We start from the raw sequence: 15,344 nt of genomic DNA, 5'->3' as shown, positions 1-15,344 counted from the left end.
TCAGGCCAGTGCGGCCTCGAACGCGCGGTAGGCGCGCTGGTCGAAGAGGACGAACCGGACCTCCTCGATCGAGGTGTCCGGCACCGCGGCACGCACCGTGTCGACCGCCTTGCGGGCGCCGTCCTCCATCGGCCAGCCGTAGACGCCGGTCGAGATCGCCGGGAAGGCGATCGTGGTGGCCCCGAGTTCGATTGCGACACGGAGTGATTCGCGGTAGCAGGAGACGAGGAGGGCGGAGCGGTCCTCGTCGTAGGAGTGGACCGGTCCGACAGTGTGGATGACCCAGCGCGCGGGCAGGTCTCCCGCGGTGGTGGCCACCGCCTCGCCGACCGGCAGTCCGCGGCGGTAGGAGCCCGCGCGTAGCTCCTTGCACTCCGCGAGGATCGCCGGGCCGCCGCGCCGGTGGATCGCGCCGTCGACCCCGCCGCCACCGAGCAGGGTGGAATTGGCGGCATTGACGATCGCGTCGACGGACTGCGTCGTGATGTCGCCCTGTACCAGCGTGATGGACGTCATATGTCCATGATGCCCGACGACCGTCGGGACTAACTCTCGGCGCGTAGGACGGTGCTGACGATCCCGGCGAGGTAACCGAGCCGGGCGACCTCCGACGGCCGGAAGTCCGGCCCGCCGATGCGTCCGAGCAGGATCGCCTTCGACTCCGAACCCAGCGGCGCCGCGGCAAGGCGGGTGTCCATCTCCTGCCACGCACCCGGAACCCAGTCACCCTCGGCGTCGAGCTCGGTGGCTCTCTCCAGAGGAAGCCAGTCGGCCCTGGTCAACGGGGTCTCCGGGGCTCCAGATGAGCCGAAGAGTTGCAGCACGCCGCCGCTGGCGGGGGTGATCACCATCGCCCACGAGACGCGCAGCACCCGAGGTGCGTTGTCCACCAGGACCTGTAACCGGTCACGACCGGCGGTGGCCACCCGGTCGACCAGCTCGAGTTCGCGGTGGGTGTCCAGGACACCGGAGTAGGGCCGGATCGAGTCGACGCGGACACCGTTGACCTTCTCCGCCGCGGTGATCAGGCTGTCGGGAAGCGAACCGGGCGCCACCTCGACGACGAGATCGTCCACGGCGTAGCCGTTGCCGCGCTCGACGACCTCGAGTGACAGGATGTCTGCACCGACCGAGCCGAGCTGCACGGCGAGCACGCCGAGGCTGCCCGGCCGGTCTTCGAGGTAGACCCGCAACAGGTAGGACACGTGCGACATTCTCGCACCCGCGTGCGTGCCGCGCGCAGCGCCCGCGGCGCAACCGGTGGCTGGGGTGAGTCCCTCTCGTGGGTTCCCATAGTCTGGAGACGTTGTGCGAGCCGTGTCGACGACGCGATGACGCGAGCACAGATGACGACAGACGAACGAACAGTGATGTGAGGAAGGACGCTGCAGTGGCTGGCGAACCGAAGTCCATATCGCGGGATGAGGTCGCGCACCTGGCGCGATTGTCACGACTGGCCCTGAGCGAGGACGAACTCGATGTCTACGCCGAGCAGCTGGACTCGATCCTGACTCACGTCGCGTCGGTGTCGGAGGTGGCAGCCGACGACGTGCCCGGTACCGCTCACCCGGCCGAACTCGCGAATGTGCTGCGTCCGGATGTCGTGGTCCCCGGGCTGACGACCGACGCCGCCCTGTCCGGTGCACCGGCGGTGGAGCAGGACCGTTTCGCCGTCCCGCAGATCCTGGGAGAGGAACAGTGAGTCCCGAGTCCAGTGCCGCAACCCCGCGTCCCGCTGGTGATCTGACCGGGTTGTCCGCCGCCGAACTCGCCACCAAGATCGGCGCGCGCGAGGTCAGCTCGGTGGAGGTCACCCAGGCCCACCTCGACCGCATCGCCGAGATCGACGACCAGCTCGGCGCGTTCCTGCACGTGAGCGGTGCCGAAGCGCTGGTCGCCGCCAAGGCGGCCGACGATGCGATCGCCGCCGGCGAGACCCCATCGGCGCTCGCGGGTGTGCCCATCGCACTCAAGGACGTCTTCACCACCACCGACGCGCCGACGACCTGCGGCTCCAAGATCCTCGAGGGATGGGTTCCGCCCTACGACGCGGCGGTCACCGAACGTCTTCGCGCCGCGGGCATCCCGATCCTGGGCAAGACCAACATGGACGAGTTCGCCATGGGCAGCTCGACCGAGAACTCGGCGTACCAGTTGACCCGGAACCCGTGGGATCTCACCAAGATCCCGGGCGGCTCGGGTGGCGGTAGCGCGGCGGCACTGGCGTCGTACGAGGCCCCGCTGGCGATCGGTACCGACACCGGCGGCTCCATCCGCCAGCCGGCCGCGGTCACCGCGACCGTCGGCGTCAAGCCGACCTACGGCACCGTCTCGCGCTACGGCCTCGTCGCCTGCGCGTCGTCACTCGACCAGGGCGGCCCGTGTGGCCGCACGGTTCTCGACACCGCGATGCTGCACGAGGTCATCGCCGGGCACGACCCGCGCGACTCGACGTCGATCAACGTCCCGGTACCCGACGTCGTCGCGGCCGCCCGCGAGGGCGCCGAGCAGGACCTCAAGGGCGTGAAGATCGGTGTCGTCACCGAACTGCAGGGCGAGGGTTACCAGTCGGGCGTACTCGACTCCTTCCACCAGGCCGTGAAGTTGCTCACCGAGCGTGGCGCCGAGGTCATCGAGGTGAGCTGCCCGCACTTCACCTATGCGCTCGGCGCGTACTACCTGATCCTCCCGTCGGAGGTGTCGTCGAACCTCGCACGGTTCGACGCGATGCGCTACGGGTTGCGTGTCGGCGACGACGGTTCGCATTCCGCCGACGAGGTCATGGCGCTGTCCCGCGAAGCCGGTTTCGGCCCAGAGGTCAAGCGCCGCATCATGATCGGCACCTACGCCTTGTCGTCGGGTTACTACGACGCGTACTACGGTCAGGCGCAGAAGGTCCGCACCCTGATCTCGCGCGACTTCGCCACGGCCTTCGAGAAGGTGGACGTGCTGATCTCGCCGACCACGCCGACCACCGCGTTCCCGATCGGGGAGAAGGTCGACGATCCGCTCGCGATGTACCTGTTCGATCTGTGCACGCTGCCGGTGAACCTCGCCGGCATCGGCTCGATGTCGGTGCCCTCGGGCCTGTCGGTCGACGACGGGATGCCCGTCGGTTTGCAGATCATGGCTCCCGCCCTCGCCGACGACCGCCTGTACCGGGTCGGCGCCTCCTACGAAGCGGCTCGCGGCCCGATCGTCTGACCGGCACTGCACGGCTCATCGGTGTGCCGGCCGGCGGACCGTCAGCCGCGCAACGGATGTGGCGGCCCGGCCTGTTCCGACCCGTATCGGTGGCCGACGCCGGCCGCCCCGTCGAGCGCGCCGAGCAGGTCGATGCTCGTCTGCACGAAGCTGACCACGGGTAGCCACGGTGCGTCGGGCACCCGCGGACCACGGATGTGGGTGTCGCCGGTCGCCCGGTGCGGTCGCCACAGTTCGGCGAACGACCAGCGCACGACCGGATCGCTGGAATTGGCGAGGACCGCTCGCGGGGTACGGGACACCGCGGCGACGGTGCCCGCCGGCGGCGCGACCAGCACGGTCTCGTCGAGCAGCGCGGGATGTTCGTTCTCCAGCCACACCCGTGCGGCGTCGGCACCCACGGCGCCGAGACTCTGCCCGTAGAGAACCACTCGCGGACGTTCGTGCTCGGGCACACGATCGAGGACGGTCGCCAGCGCCGACACCACGGCGATCGCCGATTCCGCGGCCCTGGTCCGGTCGGACAGGAAGGCCTGCCAGGACGGCACCTGGGCGTACGGGAGGGTGAGAACCCGGACATCGCCGGCGAAACGGCTGGCGTAACCGTCGACGGCTGCGGAATCGACCCACCCCGATCCGGTCGGCACCGCGACCACGACCGCGCGCGCCGAAGGTCCGTCCGACACCGCCCACGTCCGCGTCAGTTCCGCTGCGGCATCGTCGAATCGGCCGTCCCTGAGCTCGCCGCGCAGCACGATGCCCGACTCCTGCTGCGCCGACGACGAGACCGGCAACGGCTGCCCGTCGGCCCCGGCGTCGGCGGGCGCCAGCAGTCCGGCCGTGAGTGCGAGGCCACCGGCAGCGGCCATCGCGGTGATCCGCGGGACGGCCACGATCGCCGCCACGATCAGCGCGGACGGCAACGTCGCCGCAGCGCACCACCCGAGACCCGCGGGTGCGGCGTCGACCGCCGACCGGATGAGGTTCTGCCACCAGAGCGCTACGCCCACAGCGCATCCGAGGATCACCACGCACGAGCCGAAGACGACGCGTCGGGCCTGTTCCTCCGGCTGCCGACGGGTACGCCGCGCGAGAATCATGCCGGTGCACGCTCCCAGAGCGCTGAGCACAACGGTCAGGATCGCCGTCGTCGTCGCGTCGCGCGGCAGTGTGCCCGGGTAGAGCGCGACGAGGTGACCGAGCGTGGCGGCGACACTGACGGCCGGGTGCGGCCACGATCGGAAAGTGCTGTCGCGCAACCACCGCGCGTCCCGGTGCGACGTCATCGCCGCACCTCGTACTCGTCGGGGTCGACCAGGGCGCGCTCGACGGTCGTGCCGACCAGCGCGGGCAGCGACTCGCCCCGGGCCGGGGGACCGCCGTACTGACGCCAGGTGTTCCACGCCAGCCCGATGCGGGCCCCGTGCGCGGCGATCGTGCAGGCGGGCGTGCCGCAGGAGGCGTACATCCGGTCGATCAGCATGCGGTCCAGCGCGATCCGGGCCCACGCGCCGAGCGGTGCACCGTCTCGCTCGGCCGCCCGCAGCAGGTCGTAGCCGAGATCATGGGTGCGACACAGGGATGTGAACTGCGCCGGCAGGGGGACCGGTGACGAGCAGTCCCCGTCCGGGTCGACCGGGTATCCGTCGACGATCCGGGGCGAGTATCCCTGCGCCACGACGAAGGTCGGAGGAAGGAGCGTCACCGCGGTGGCCGGGTGCGGTCCCACGAGGGCGACGACCACGGCCGCGTAGGGGTTGTGCGCATCGTCCGATGGCGCCGCCACCGACGTGCTCGTCGCTCCGAGAAGCGGACCCGCCACGGCGTGCGCGGTCGAGACCCACTGCCCGGCGAGGAGCGCGGTGAGGGTGAGCATTGCGGCCCACCAGTGCGAGCGCCGCCGGCGGCCCGGTGCGAAGGAATCGAGGGAACTGTGGAAGCCGTTGTCCGAAGGTGGTTTTCGGAAGTCCTGTGATCCGGTCATGGTCACCGACGCTATGAGGTCGGACCCGACCGGCACATCGCTCCGCGGAGCCGTCCGAGGTCGTCCCCAGGCGGGTCCGCCGGCGCCGGACCCGTACGCCGGTATCGGGTCGTCTCCCTCGAAAGTATGAGGTCTTCGGGTGGTCGACGGGCCTAGGGTGAGTGCATGTTCGGATACCGCAAGAAGCTCCGCGCGGTGGGGGCGTCCTCACTGGAATGGGTGTCGACCGCACCCGTGGCCCAGGACCCCGCGGTGCGGCACTACTTCTCGTCGCGCCTGAACTGGTTCTTCCTGTTCGTGGCGCTCGTCATGTACTCGGTCGCCTGGCCGACACTGCCCATCACCCACTCCATGCCGGTGTTCGTGCTTCCCGTGGTCGCCGCCTTCGCCGCCCTGCCGATCGCCCTCGCGTGGTCGGCCCCGCTGCTGGGATGGGCGATCTCGGTGGTCTCCGCGCAACTGATCGGCATCGTCGTCCCGGTTCGGGGTACGTGGGAGCTGACGATCCAGGTGACCCATCTCATCGAACTGCTGGTCCTCACGTTCATGGCCTTTCTCAAGTGCCCGCTGCGGTGGATTCCGGTGGTCTGGGTCTCGACCTCCATCGTCATCGCGTTCGCCGTGCAGCCGACCGCGCGCGTCGGGTGGGTCTTCGGGATCTCCGTGCTCGCGGTCGTGGTCGCGTTGTTGCGCGGCCTGATGGCCTCCCGCCGGCAGCTGGCGGTTCGCACCGAGCAGACCGAGGCCGCCGAAGCAGAGGCAGCCGTCCTCCAGGAGCGGGCACGCATCGCCCGGGACCTGCACGACGTGGTCGCCCACCGGATGTCGATGGTGGTGGTGATGTCGCAGACCGCGAGATATCGCCTGCCGGATGTGAGTCCCTCGGCCGCAGCGGAATTCGACGCGATCGCCGACGCGGCACGTACGTCCCTCGATGAGGTCCGGCAACTGCTCGGGGTCCTGCGCGTCGAGGGTACGGACGCCTCGCCGGCACCGAATCCGGGCCTGGGCGAACTCGATTCGCTGGTCGCCGAGACACGACGCGCCGGCGCCGAGGTCGCGCTCGTACTCGACGTCGACGGGGACGAGGTCGGTGAATCGGCTGCCCTGGTGATCTATCGAATCGTGCAGGAGTCGCTGGCCAACGCGACCCGACACGCCCCCGGCGGACGCGTGGACGTCGAGGTGTCGCGGACCGACGACGGCCTCGTCGACGTCGCCGTCGTCAACACTGCCGCGACCGCCGAGCCGCTGCAGATCGGTGGGAGTGGTGTGGGTATCCCCGGGATGATCGATCGTGCTCAGGCAGTGGGCGGTTCGCTCGTCGCCTCGCCGACCCCGGCCGGGGGATTCGAGGTACGCGCCCGAATCCCGGCGTCGCCGCGACGTGAGGTCGTCGTTCCCGAGCCGATCGTGACCTCGTCGGGTTCCGGTGAGCCGCGGTCGCGACGACGGTAGCGTAACGGCGTGCCGATCACCGTAGTCATCGCAGATGACCAGGCCATGGTGCGTCAGGGCTTTTCGGCTCTGCTCGCCGCGCAGCCCGATCTCTCGGTCCTCGGCGACGCCGCCGACGGGGTCGAGGCCGTCGAGGTGTGTCGCCGCGTCCGTCCCGACGTCGTCCTGATGGACGTGCGCATGCCGCGCAAGGACGGTTTGTGGGCGGCCGAACAGATCCTCTCGTCGTCGTCGGAACCGCCCACGCGTGTGCTGATGCTCACGACCTTCGACATCGACGACTACGTGTACGAAGCCCTGCGGATCGGTGCCTCGGGCTTCCTGCTCAAGGACGCACCCGCCGACGAGCTGGTGCGGGCGGTGCGGGTGGTGGCCGCGGGCGAGGCGTTGCTGGCGCCGTCGATCACGCGGCGCCTGATCACCGAGGTCACCGCCAACCGTCGTCGACCGTCGCGGGACGACAAGCTCGACACCCTGACCCCGAGGGAACGCGAGGTCCTCGATCTGGTGGCGGACGGCAAGTCCAACGCAGAGATCGGTGCCGACCTGTTCGTCACCGAACAGACGGTCAAGACGCACGTGAGCAGCCTCCTGAACAAACTCCGACTCCGGGACCGAGCCCAGGCGGTCGTGTTCGCCTACGAGAACGGCATCAAGTGATTTCGCGGCCAGCGCCCGGCTCACCGGGGCACTAGATTGGGGATGTTCGTGCCGCGTGCTCGGCACCGGCCGTGTCCCCGGAGATGACGTCAAGGCTCCGGAGATGATGCAGGTTCGACGGATGACGACAGGGAGGGTGGTCTCACCAGATGGCCAAGAGGTTCGGCATTCTGACGTCCGGGGGAGACTGCCCCGGACTGAACGCGGTGATCCGCGGCGCAGTGCTCAAAGGTGAGACCGTGTACGGCCACGAGTTCGTCGGGTTCCGGGACGGCTGGGCCGGACTCGTCTACGGCGACATCGTCGAACTGAACCGGTCGACGGTACGCGGCCTGTCCAATCAGGGCGGCACCATCCTGGGCACGAGCCGGTTCGGTCCCTACTCCGAACCCGACGGCGGACCCGAGAACATCAAGAAGGTTCTGAAGAACCTCGAGATCGACGGCGTGATCGCGATCGGCGGGGAGGGCACCGCGGCGGCGTCGAAGAGACTGTTCGACGACGGCATCAACATCGTCGGGGTTCCCAAGACCATCGACAACGACATCGCCGCGACCGACTACACGTTCGGGTTCAATACGGCCGTGGAGATCGCCACCGAGGCCATCGACCGGCTTCGCACCACCGGCAATTCGCACAAGCGGTGCATGGTGCTCGAGGTGATGGGCCGCCACGCCGGCTGGATCGCCCTGCACTCCGGGATCGCGGGCGGCGCGCACGTGATCCTGATTCCGGAGAATCCGGAGAGCCTCGACCAGATCTGCGCCTGGGTCACCAGCGTCAAGTCGCGCGGCCGTTCACCGATGGTCGTCGTCGCCGAGGGCTTCACCCTCCCGGAGATGAAGGAGGCCCACTCCACCAAGGGCCTCGACGGCTTCAACCGTCCCCGGCTCGGCGGTGTGGCCGAGGTGCTCGCCCCGCTCATCGAGGAGCGGACCGGCATCGAGACCCGCGCCACCGTTCTCGGGCACATCCAGCGCGGCGGGGTGCCGTCGGCCTACGACCGGGTCCTGGCGACACGGATGGGGATGGCGACCGCCGACCTCGTCGCCGAGAAGGGCTGGGGGCAGATGGTCGCCCTGCACGGCACCGAGATCGCGCGGATCACCTTCGACGAGGCGCTCGGCGAACTGAAGACCGTGCCGCTGGATCAGTACAAGGAGATCCGGGTCATCTTCGGTTGAGCTCGGTGGCCGCGTCAGGCGACGGGCGCGGCCGTCGCGGCGGGCTCGCGCGGGATGATGATCCAGAGTGCCAGGTAGAGCAGCACCTGGGGTCCCGGCAGCAGCATCGACAGGATGAACAGGACGCGGACGAGGGTCGGGTCCCAGCCCCAGCGTTCGGCGATGCCGCCGCACACACCGCCCAGCCAGGAATTGGTGCGTGAACGCATCAGGCGTGGGCCGGTGTAGGCGGGTTGTGGGGTGGTCATCTCGTCCTCCTGGGTGGGCGTCCGTTGCGACGTTGTCCGTCGATGTCGTCGACGCTACGAGCGGGCGCACCTTTCCGGCATCGGTGATCACCCTGAACGTGCCCCTGGGATATCGCCGCATAAACTGACTGCCATGACTTCCGCAGCCGTCGACCTGTTGGACTACGACGACGTCCTCGCCGGTTTCGATCCGGTGATGGGCCTCGAGGTGCACGTCGAGCTGGGCACCGCGACCAAGATGTTCTGCGGGTGCCCCACCGAGTTCGGCGCCGACCCCAACACCCAGGTCTGCCCGGTGTGCATCGGCCTCCCCGGCTCGCTCCCGGTCGCCAACGCCAAGGCCATCGAGTCCGCGATCCGCATCGGCCTGGCACTCAACTGCGCCATCCGGCCGTCGAGTGTCTTCGCGCGGAAGAACTACTTCTACCCGGATCAGCCGAAGAACTACCAGATCTCGCAGTACGACGAGCCGATCGCCTACGACGGTTTCCTCGACGTCGTGCTCGGTGACGGCACCACATGGCGGGTGGAGATCGAGCGCGCCCACATGGAGGAGGACACCGGAAAGTCTCTGCACATCGGCGGGTCCACGGGCCGGATCCACGGGGCCAGTCACTCGCTGCTCGACTACAACCGCGCCGGCGTGCCGCTCGTCGAGATCGTCACGCGGCCCATCGAGGGCGCCGGGGAACGTGCGCCGGAGGTCGCCAGGGCGTATGTGTCGGCGCTGCGTGATCTGCTCAAATCGCTGGACGTGTCGGACGTGCGCATGGACCAGGGGTCGATGCGCTGTGACGTCAATCTGTCGCTGAAGACGAAGGACGCCACCGAGTTCGGCACCCGCACCGAGACCAAGAACGTCAACTCGCTCAAGAGCGTCGAGGTGGCCGTCCGTTACGAGATGCGCCGCCAGGGCGCCATCCTGCGGGCCGGGGGTGAGATCGTCCAGGAGACGCGGCACTTCCACGAGACCGACGGCACCACCTCGGCCGGCCGTCGCAAGGAGACCGCGGAGGACTACCGCTACTTCCCGGAGCCGGATCTGCCGCCGGTGCAGCCGGACTCGGCGTGGATCGAGGAACTCCGAGCGACCCTGCCGGAACTGCCGTGGCTGCGTCGTGCCCGCATCCAGGAGGAGTGGGGAGTGTCCGACGAGGTGATGCGCGACCTCGTCAACGTCGGCGCGGTCGACCTCATCATCGCCACCGTCGACGCCGGGGCATCACCCGAGGCCGCACGCGGATGGTGGGTGTCCTTCCTTGCGCAGCAAGCGAACTCGCGTGGAGTCGAACTAGCCGACCTGCCCATCACGCCCGGCCAGGTCGCCGAGATCATCGGGATGGTCGACGAGGGCAAGCTCACCACCAAGCTCGCGCAGCAGGTCGCGACCGCCGTCCTCGACGGTGCGGGTGAACCCGCGCAGATCGTCGCCGACCGCGGTCTCGAGGTGGTTCGCGACGACTCCGCTCTCCAGAAGGCCGTCGACGACGCCCTCGCCGCGAACCCCGACATCGCCGAGAAGATCCGCGGCGGAAAAGTCCAGGCCGCCGGCAAGATCGTCGGCGATGTCATGAAAGCGACTCGCGGACAAGCAGACCCGGCTCGCGTCAAAGAACTGGTCATCGCGGCCTGTTCCTGACGGCTGACCGCAGAACTCCCGCTCCCTGAGGAGCGAGCTTGCGAGCGTCACCCCGCTCCCTGATCCGAATGAGCTACAGGTCCTTTGCTCCCTGATTCGAGTGAGCTGCAGGTCCTTTGCTCCCTGATTCGAGTGAGCTGCAGGTCCTTTGCTCCCTGATTCGAGTGAGCTGCAGGTCCTTTGCTCCCTGATTCGAGTGAGCTGCAGGTCCTTTGCTCCCTGAGGTGCGAGGAGCGATAGCGACGAGCCACGAAGGGCCTGGTGACGCAAGTTTCGGAGCCCTTCGTGGCTCGCTTCGCTCGCACCTCAGGGAGCAATGGGGGCGCTTCGCTCGCACCTCAGGGAGCGGTTGGGGCCGCTTCGCTCGCACCTCGGGGAGCGGTTGGGGCCGCTATAGCTTCTCGCACCTCGCACCTCGGGGACAGAGGGTGTGCGGGTCCGCGGTACTGAGAGCCGAGCGTCACGTCCGGTCGTTGCCGCCCCCGGCGGGCAGGAAGCGGAACACGCGGTCGTCGGTGGGCTTCGGTGTCCCCACTTCTTTGTTGACGGTCGCCACCTGCAGCAACCCGTTGGGCAGCGCGGCCATCCGGCCGAGTGCGCCGTACCGGCGTTCGAGCACGACGGCCGGTGCGGTGATCGTCGGCTCCTCACGCGTCGGCTCGTTGATGGCCTCGATGCGCTGGGTGCGCGTCGTCGACACGAAGATGCTGCCGGCGGCGACACCGCACCCGGCGATCTGTGGCCGGTCGGGCCAGGTCCACAGCACCTTGGGTCCACCTTCTTCGAGCACCTGCACGCGATCCTCGGTGGCCGTCTGGTCGGCGACGTAGACGGTCCCGGTGGAAGCGTTGGGGCACAACGACACCGTGGACCCGAACCCGGATGCGAGGATCGCCGGACGGGGACTCGCGCCCGAGGTGAACGAGGTGACCAGCAGCACCTTGCCGGCAAGCGAAGACGGATCGTCGGCGGCCGCGGGATTCCCGGCGTTGCCGGTGGCGACCACGAGTTCGGTCGGCGACCGGAAGTACATCGCGCCCATGTTCCCGGTGGCGCCCTTCGGGATGCCGGTGAGGATCGGCTTGGGCACGTCACCCGGCGCCAGGCGGACGATCCGATTGTCCGACGGGGTCGTGATGTAGGCGTAGATCAACCGGTCCTGGGAGTAGGTGGGGGAGAAGGCGAAATCGATCAGACCGCCGTCACCGGACGCGTCGACCGGCGCCTCGCCCAGGGTCCGGGCGGGACCGTAGCGCTTGGTGGTGAGGATCTTTCCGGTCGTGCGTTCGGCGACGACCGTCACCTCGCCCTGCTCGTCGCCGGGCATCACACCGCCGGTCGACGCGAGGCACGTGGCGATGACTGCGGGGTCGGGGTCGACGCACGGGCCGGTCGGCGGCGGCTGTGTCTCCCGAGGGGTCTCGGGGGGCGGAGTCGGCTCGGGCTGGCCGCTCGGCCGGTTGTTGGGGCTGAACGCGCCGGCCTCGCGCTGGTTGTCCTGCGCGGTGAAATCCGCACAGCCGCCGACCAGGACGACCACCGCGGTCAGCACCGTCAGCAGGGTGCGCCACCGAACCCGTACCCGTCGATCCGCCGAGGCGGGTGAACTCGTCCGGCCGGCATGACCGCGCGTGCCCGTCGGGCGCCCCTTCCACATGGCGTCCACAGTAGTGGTGCCCCGGCTCGTGGTGCCCGAGCGTGGTGCCCCGACTCACCCCGCCGGGGTGCGAGGGCCGCGGTGCGCGAGCCTCTAGAGTCGGGCGTGTGAGCGAACGCGACACGTCGGGCACCAGCGGGCGCGACACACCGGCGACGAGTCCCTACGACGAACCGACCGGACAGATTCCGGTCCCGGGTACCGGGGGTGGAGTGCCCGGCGCGGGCACCGGCCCGGGGGCCGCGCGTCCCGAGGCCGGTCCGCCGACACCACCGGCGGTGACCGACCGCGACGACTTCTACAACCGGCACGCCCGGCGGTCCCCGGCGCCCTATTCACGAGTGGACGACCTCGACGACCTCGATCCCGGCGACGTGGAGACCCGTCCCGCCGCCGCGGGTCCGCCGACGACCTCGAGTCCTGCCGCACCGCCCCCACGCTCCGCCGCACCGGCCACGGGCCCGGCAGCGCCGGCGGACGACGATTTCGAGACCGTCCAGTTCGCGAAGCCTCCCGGGCCCGCGCGCGTGCCGCCCGCGGACGACGCGATCACCACCCCTGAGCCCGCCCTCCCGCCGGCCGGCACCGCGCGCTACGACTTCCTCGATGACGACGACGATGCGTCATCCCGCACCCGTGCCCGCGACGAGTCGGCGGCCACCGAGGTGTTGGACGACGAGCCTCGCGCGCGTCGTCGGTTAGGCCGTCGCCGAACCGACGACGACACCGACGTCCGGCCGGACGCGGCGGCCGACGACGACCTGGAGGAGGCCCTCGCGAAGTCGCGGCGCGGCACGATCGACCTGGGTCTGCTGGTACTGCGCGTCGCGCTCGGCGGTCTGGTCGGAGCCCACGGGCTGCAGAAGCTCTTCGGACTGTGGAACGGCCCGCGACTCAGCGGATTCGAGTCGATGCTCGTCGACGCCGGGTTCACCGCCGACTATGCGCAGATCCTCGCGATCGTCGGCGCCCTGTCGGAGACGATCGGCGGACTCATGGTGATCCTCGGCCTCCTGACGCCGATCGGGGCGTCGGCGATCCTCGGCACGATGCTCGTCGCCGCGGCCTTCAAGATGTCGATGGCGGACGGCTTCTCGTTCTTCGCCGCTGCCGGCGGAGTCGAGTTCGAGCTCTTCCTCGCGGTGGCCGCGGCGGTCGTCATCCTGACCGGACCGGGTCTGTACTCACTCGACTATCCCCGAGGCTGGGCGCGGCGGCCGTTCGTCGGCTCGTTCCTCTGGCTCATCGTCGGCGCGGCCGCGGCCGTCGCGGTCTGGGTGCTCGCGAACGGCAGCAATCCACTGGTGTGACCCGAGCGGACAACGAATGCGGGGTACGTGTCGGATTCCGACACGTACCCCGCATTCTGTGGTGAGGGGTCAGTCGACCTGACGCACCGCGCCGCGGTCGGCCGACGTTGCGAGCTTGGCATAGGCGCGCAGCGCGGTGGTGACCGTGCGCTGGCGGTCCTTCGGCTGCCACGGACGCTCGGAGGCCTCCATCTTGGCGCGGCGCTCAGCGAGCACGTCGTCGTCGACGAGGACCTCGAGACGGCGGGTCTTGACATCGATGAGGATCCGGTCGCCGTCCTCGACGAGCCCGATGGCACCACCCGACGCGGCTTCGGGAGACATGTGGCCGACCGACAGACCCGACGATCCGCCGGAGAACCGGCCGTCGGTGATGAGGGCGCACTTCTTGCCCATCCCGGTGCCCTTCATGAAGGCCGTCGGGTGGAGCATCTCCTGCATTCCGGGGCCGCCCGCGGGACCCTCGTAACGCACCACGAGGACCTCGCCGGCCTGGATGGTCTTGGACAGGATGACCTGGACGGCGTCCTCCTGGCTCTCGACGACGCGGGCCGGGCCCTCGAAGTGCCACAGGTCCTCGTCGATGCCCGCGGTCTTCAGGACCGCCCCGTCGGGCGCGAGGTTGCCGCGGAGCACGCACAACCCGCCCTCGACGGTGTAGGCGTGCTCGAGGTCTCGGATGCATCCGCCCTCGGCGTCGGTGTCGAGCGAACTCCACCGGTTGGCCGTCGAGAACGGGGTGGTGGTGCGGACGCCGCCCGGTGCTGCGTGGAAGAGTTCGACGGCCTCGTCGATCGCCTTGCCGCCGCGGATGTCCCAATCGTCGAGCGCCTGGGCCATCGTCGGGGTGTGGACGGTCGAGGCGGTGTCGTCGAGCAGACCCGCGCGCCGCAATTCGCCGAGGATGGCCGGGATTCCGCCTGCCCGGTGAACGTCCTCCATGTGGTAGTCGGAGTTCGGCGAGACCTTCGAGAGGCACGGGACGTTCCGGCTGATCTCGTCGATGACCGTGAGGTCGAAGTCGGCGACCTCGCCCTCCTGCGCGGCGGCGAGGATGTGCAGAACGGTGTTGGTCGAGCCGCCCATCGCGACGTCGAGTGCCATGGCGTTACGGAAGGCGGTCGGCGTCGCGATGTTCCGCGGGAGCACCGACGCGTCGTCGTCGCGGTACCAGCGCGTCGCGGCGTCGACGACGACGGTGCCGGCGCGGCGGAACAGGGCGCGACGTGCCTCGTGCGTGGCCAGGGTCGAGCCGTTGCCGGGCAGGGCGAGCCCGAGCGCCTCGGTCAGGCAGTTCATCGAGTTGGCGGTGAACATGCCCGAACACGATCCGCAGGTCGGGCATGCCGCCGCCTCGACCTCGCTCAGGCCCGCATCGTCGACGTCGCTGTTGGCCGACGCGGAGATGGTGGTGATCAGATCCGACGACGGGTGCGCGACATCGCCGACGACGACGGCCTTGCCGGCCTCCATCGGTCCGCCCGAGACGAACACGGTCGGGATGTTCAGGCGCATCGCGGCATTGAGCATGCCCGGGGTGATCTTGTCGCAGTTCGAGATACACACGAGCGCGTCCGCGGTGTGGGCGTTGACCATGTATTCGACGGAGTCGGCGATGATCTCGCGACTGGGCAGCGAGTAGAGCATGCCGCCGTGACCCATCGCGATGCCGTCGTCGACGGCGATGGTGTGGAACTCGCGAGGCACGCCACCGGCGGCCCGCACGGCCTCGGCCACGATGTCGCCGACATCCTTCAGATGCACGTGCCCCGGCACGAACTGGGTGTAGGAGTTGGCGATCGCCACGATCGGCTTGCCGAAATCGTCGTCGGTCATCCCGGTGGCGCGCCACAGGGAGCGGGCGCCGGCGGCTTCACGGCCGACGGTGGTGGTGCGTGACCTCAGGGCAGGCATGGCTTCCTCGAATCGATCGTGTGGCTCGGGTGGGCCCGGCGCGATCGGACGTGCGATGACGGACCGGCGCCGGACTCTTCGGCTCA

General features: G+C 69.4%; 14 protein-coding genes. 7 read left to right on the top strand and 7 right to left on the bottom strand.

The annotated features are described in order from the left end of the window. Complete coding sequence (locus tag AC3B6C_RS23750) at positions 1-516, bottom strand: O-acetyl-ADP-ribose deacetylase (RefSeq protein WP_488374347.1); 516 nt, start codon at positions 514-516, stop codon at positions 1-3. Between the two features lie 29 nt (positions 517-545). Then, positions 546-1,214: an ACT domain-containing protein gene (locus AC3B6C_RS23745; RefSeq protein ID WP_035717011.1), complete on the bottom strand. Its 669-nt coding sequence runs from the start codon at positions 1,212-1,214 to the stop codon at positions 546-548. A 176-nt stretch (positions 1,215-1,390) separates the two neighbouring features. On the opposite strand from AC3B6C_RS23745, the gene gatC reads away from it, so the two are divergent. Together gatC and gatA are read left to right on the top strand one after the other, a co-directional pair. Next, complete coding sequence (gene gatC, locus AC3B6C_RS23740) at positions 1,391-1,702, top strand: Asp-tRNA(Asn)/Glu-tRNA(Gln) amidotransferase subunit GatC (protein WP_010841341.1); 312 nt, start codon at positions 1,391-1,393, stop codon at positions 1,700-1,702. Further along, entirely contained in the window at positions 1,699-3,204 is a 1,506-nt protein-coding gene (gatA, locus tag AC3B6C_RS23735; RefSeq protein ID WP_010841340.1) for an Asp-tRNA(Asn)/Glu-tRNA(Gln) amidotransferase subunit GatA, read from the top strand. The genes gatC and gatA overlap by 4 nt, the downstream gene beginning before the upstream one ends. 41 nt (positions 3,205-3,245) lie before the next feature. Here the strand turns inward: gatA and AC3B6C_RS23730 are convergent, their stop codons facing one another. Further along, positions 3,246-4,490: an alpha/beta-hydrolase family protein gene (locus tag AC3B6C_RS23730; protein ID WP_488374346.1), complete on the bottom strand. Its 1,245-nt coding sequence runs from the start codon at positions 4,488-4,490 to the stop codon at positions 3,246-3,248. Then, positions 4,487-5,188 carry a hypothetical protein gene (locus tag AC3B6C_RS23725; RefSeq protein WP_488374345.1) on the bottom strand — a complete coding sequence of 234 codons (702 nt, stop codon included), beginning with the start codon at positions 5,186-5,188 and terminating at the stop codon, positions 4,487-4,489. The genes AC3B6C_RS23730 and AC3B6C_RS23725 overlap by 4 nt, the downstream gene beginning before the upstream one ends. Positions 5,189-5,353: 165 nt before the next feature. On the opposite strand from AC3B6C_RS23725, the gene AC3B6C_RS23720 reads away from it, so the two are divergent. The 3 genes from AC3B6C_RS23720 to AC3B6C_RS23710 all read left to right on the top strand — a co-directional run bounded on the left by AC3B6C_RS23720 (position 5,354) and on the right by AC3B6C_RS23710 (position 8,490). Continuing rightward, entirely contained in the window at positions 5,354-6,646 is a 1,293-nt protein-coding gene (locus AC3B6C_RS23720; protein WP_488374344.1) for a sensor histidine kinase, read from the top strand. 9 nt (positions 6,647-6,655) lie between these two features. Further along, positions 6,656-7,306 carry a response regulator gene (locus tag AC3B6C_RS23715; protein WP_010841336.1) on the top strand — a complete coding sequence of 217 codons (651 nt, stop codon included), beginning with the start codon at positions 6,656-6,658 and terminating at the stop codon, positions 7,304-7,306. Positions 7,307-7,455: 149 nt separating this feature from the next. Next, positions 7,456-8,490 (top strand): 6-phosphofructokinase, encoded by a 1,035-nt coding sequence (locus tag AC3B6C_RS23710; RefSeq protein ID WP_014927505.1) that lies wholly within the window; start codon positions 7,456-7,458, stop codon positions 8,488-8,490. A gap of 14 nt (positions 8,491-8,504) precedes the next feature. Here the strand turns inward: AC3B6C_RS23710 and AC3B6C_RS23705 are convergent, their stop codons facing one another. Next, entirely contained in the window at positions 8,505-8,738 is a 234-nt protein-coding gene (locus AC3B6C_RS23705; protein WP_010841334.1) for a PspC domain-containing protein, read from the bottom strand. Positions 8,739-8,871: 133 nt separating this feature from the next. Between AC3B6C_RS23705 and gatB the strand changes: the two genes are divergently transcribed. Further along, complete coding sequence (gene gatB / locus AC3B6C_RS23700) at positions 8,872-10,377, top strand: Asp-tRNA(Asn)/Glu-tRNA(Gln) amidotransferase subunit GatB (protein WP_010841333.1); 1,506 nt, start codon at positions 8,872-8,874, stop codon at positions 10,375-10,377. A 460-nt stretch (positions 10,378-10,837) separates the two neighbouring features. Here gatB and AC3B6C_RS23695 read toward each other — a convergent pair whose 3' ends face one another. Then, positions 10,838-12,034, bottom strand: coding sequence for a PQQ-dependent sugar dehydrogenase (locus AC3B6C_RS23695; RefSeq protein ID WP_488374343.1), 1,197 nt, complete (start codon positions 12,032-12,034; stop codon positions 10,838-10,840). 107 nt (positions 12,035-12,141) lie between these two features. Between AC3B6C_RS23695 and AC3B6C_RS23690 the strand changes: the two genes are divergently transcribed. Further along, the gene (locus AC3B6C_RS23690) at positions 12,142-13,344 is read left to right on the top strand and encodes a DoxX family protein (protein ID WP_488374342.1); all 1,203 of its coding nucleotides are present in this window, start codon (positions 12,142-12,144) and stop codon (positions 13,342-13,344) included. A 69-nt stretch (positions 13,345-13,413) separates the two neighbouring features. Here the strand turns inward: AC3B6C_RS23690 and ilvD are convergent, their stop codons facing one another. Continuing rightward, on the bottom strand, positions 13,414-15,258 hold the full coding sequence (gene ilvD / locus AC3B6C_RS23685; RefSeq protein ID WP_014927502.1) for a dihydroxy-acid dehydratase: 1,845 nt from the start codon (positions 15,256-15,258) through the stop codon (positions 13,414-13,416). Positions 15,259-15,344 lie beyond the last annotated feature (86 nt).

It is taken from the genome of Gordonia sp. 11cp, assembly GCF_057767225.1.
Note: the sequence above shows the minus strand (reverse complement) of the source record. Positions and strands in the feature narration are given on the sequence as shown.

Excerpts from the sequence above, each read along its gene's own strand:
- AC3B6C_RS23750 (WP_488374347.1), bottom strand. The coding sequence starts at position 516 with ATGACGTCCATCACGCTGGTACAGGGCGACATCACGACGCAGTCCGTC.
- AC3B6C_RS23745 (WP_035717011.1), bottom strand. The coding sequence starts at position 1,214 with ATGTCGCACGTGTCCTACCTGTTGCGGGTCTACCTCGAAGACCGGCCG.
- AC3B6C_RS23730 (WP_488374346.1), bottom strand. The coding sequence starts at position 4,490 with ATGACGTCGCACCGGGACGCGCGGTGGTTGCGCGACAGCACTTTCCGA.
- AC3B6C_RS23725 (WP_488374345.1), bottom strand. The coding sequence starts at position 5,188 with ATGACCGGATCACAGGACTTCCGAAAACCACCTTCGGACAACGGCTTC.
- AC3B6C_RS23720 (WP_488374344.1), top strand. The coding sequence starts at position 5,354 with ATGTTCGGATACCGCAAGAAGCTCCGCGCGGTGGGGGCGTCCTCACTG.
- AC3B6C_RS23710 (WP_014927505.1), top strand. The coding sequence starts at position 7,456 with ATGGCCAAGAGGTTCGGCATTCTGACGTCCGGGGGAGACTGCCCCGGA.
- AC3B6C_RS23705 (WP_010841334.1), bottom strand. The coding sequence starts at position 8,738 with ATGACCACCCCACAACCCGCCTACACCGGCCCACGCCTGATGCGTTCA.
- gatB (WP_010841333.1), top strand. The coding sequence starts at position 8,872 with ATGACTTCCGCAGCCGTCGACCTGTTGGACTACGACGACGTCCTCGCC.
- AC3B6C_RS23695 (WP_488374343.1), bottom strand. The coding sequence starts at position 12,034 with ATGTGGAAGGGGCGCCCGACGGGCACGCGCGGTCATGCCGGCCGGACG.
- ilvD (WP_014927502.1), bottom strand. The coding sequence starts at position 15,258 with ATGCCTGCCCTGAGGTCACGCACCACCACCGTCGGCCGTGAAGCCGCC.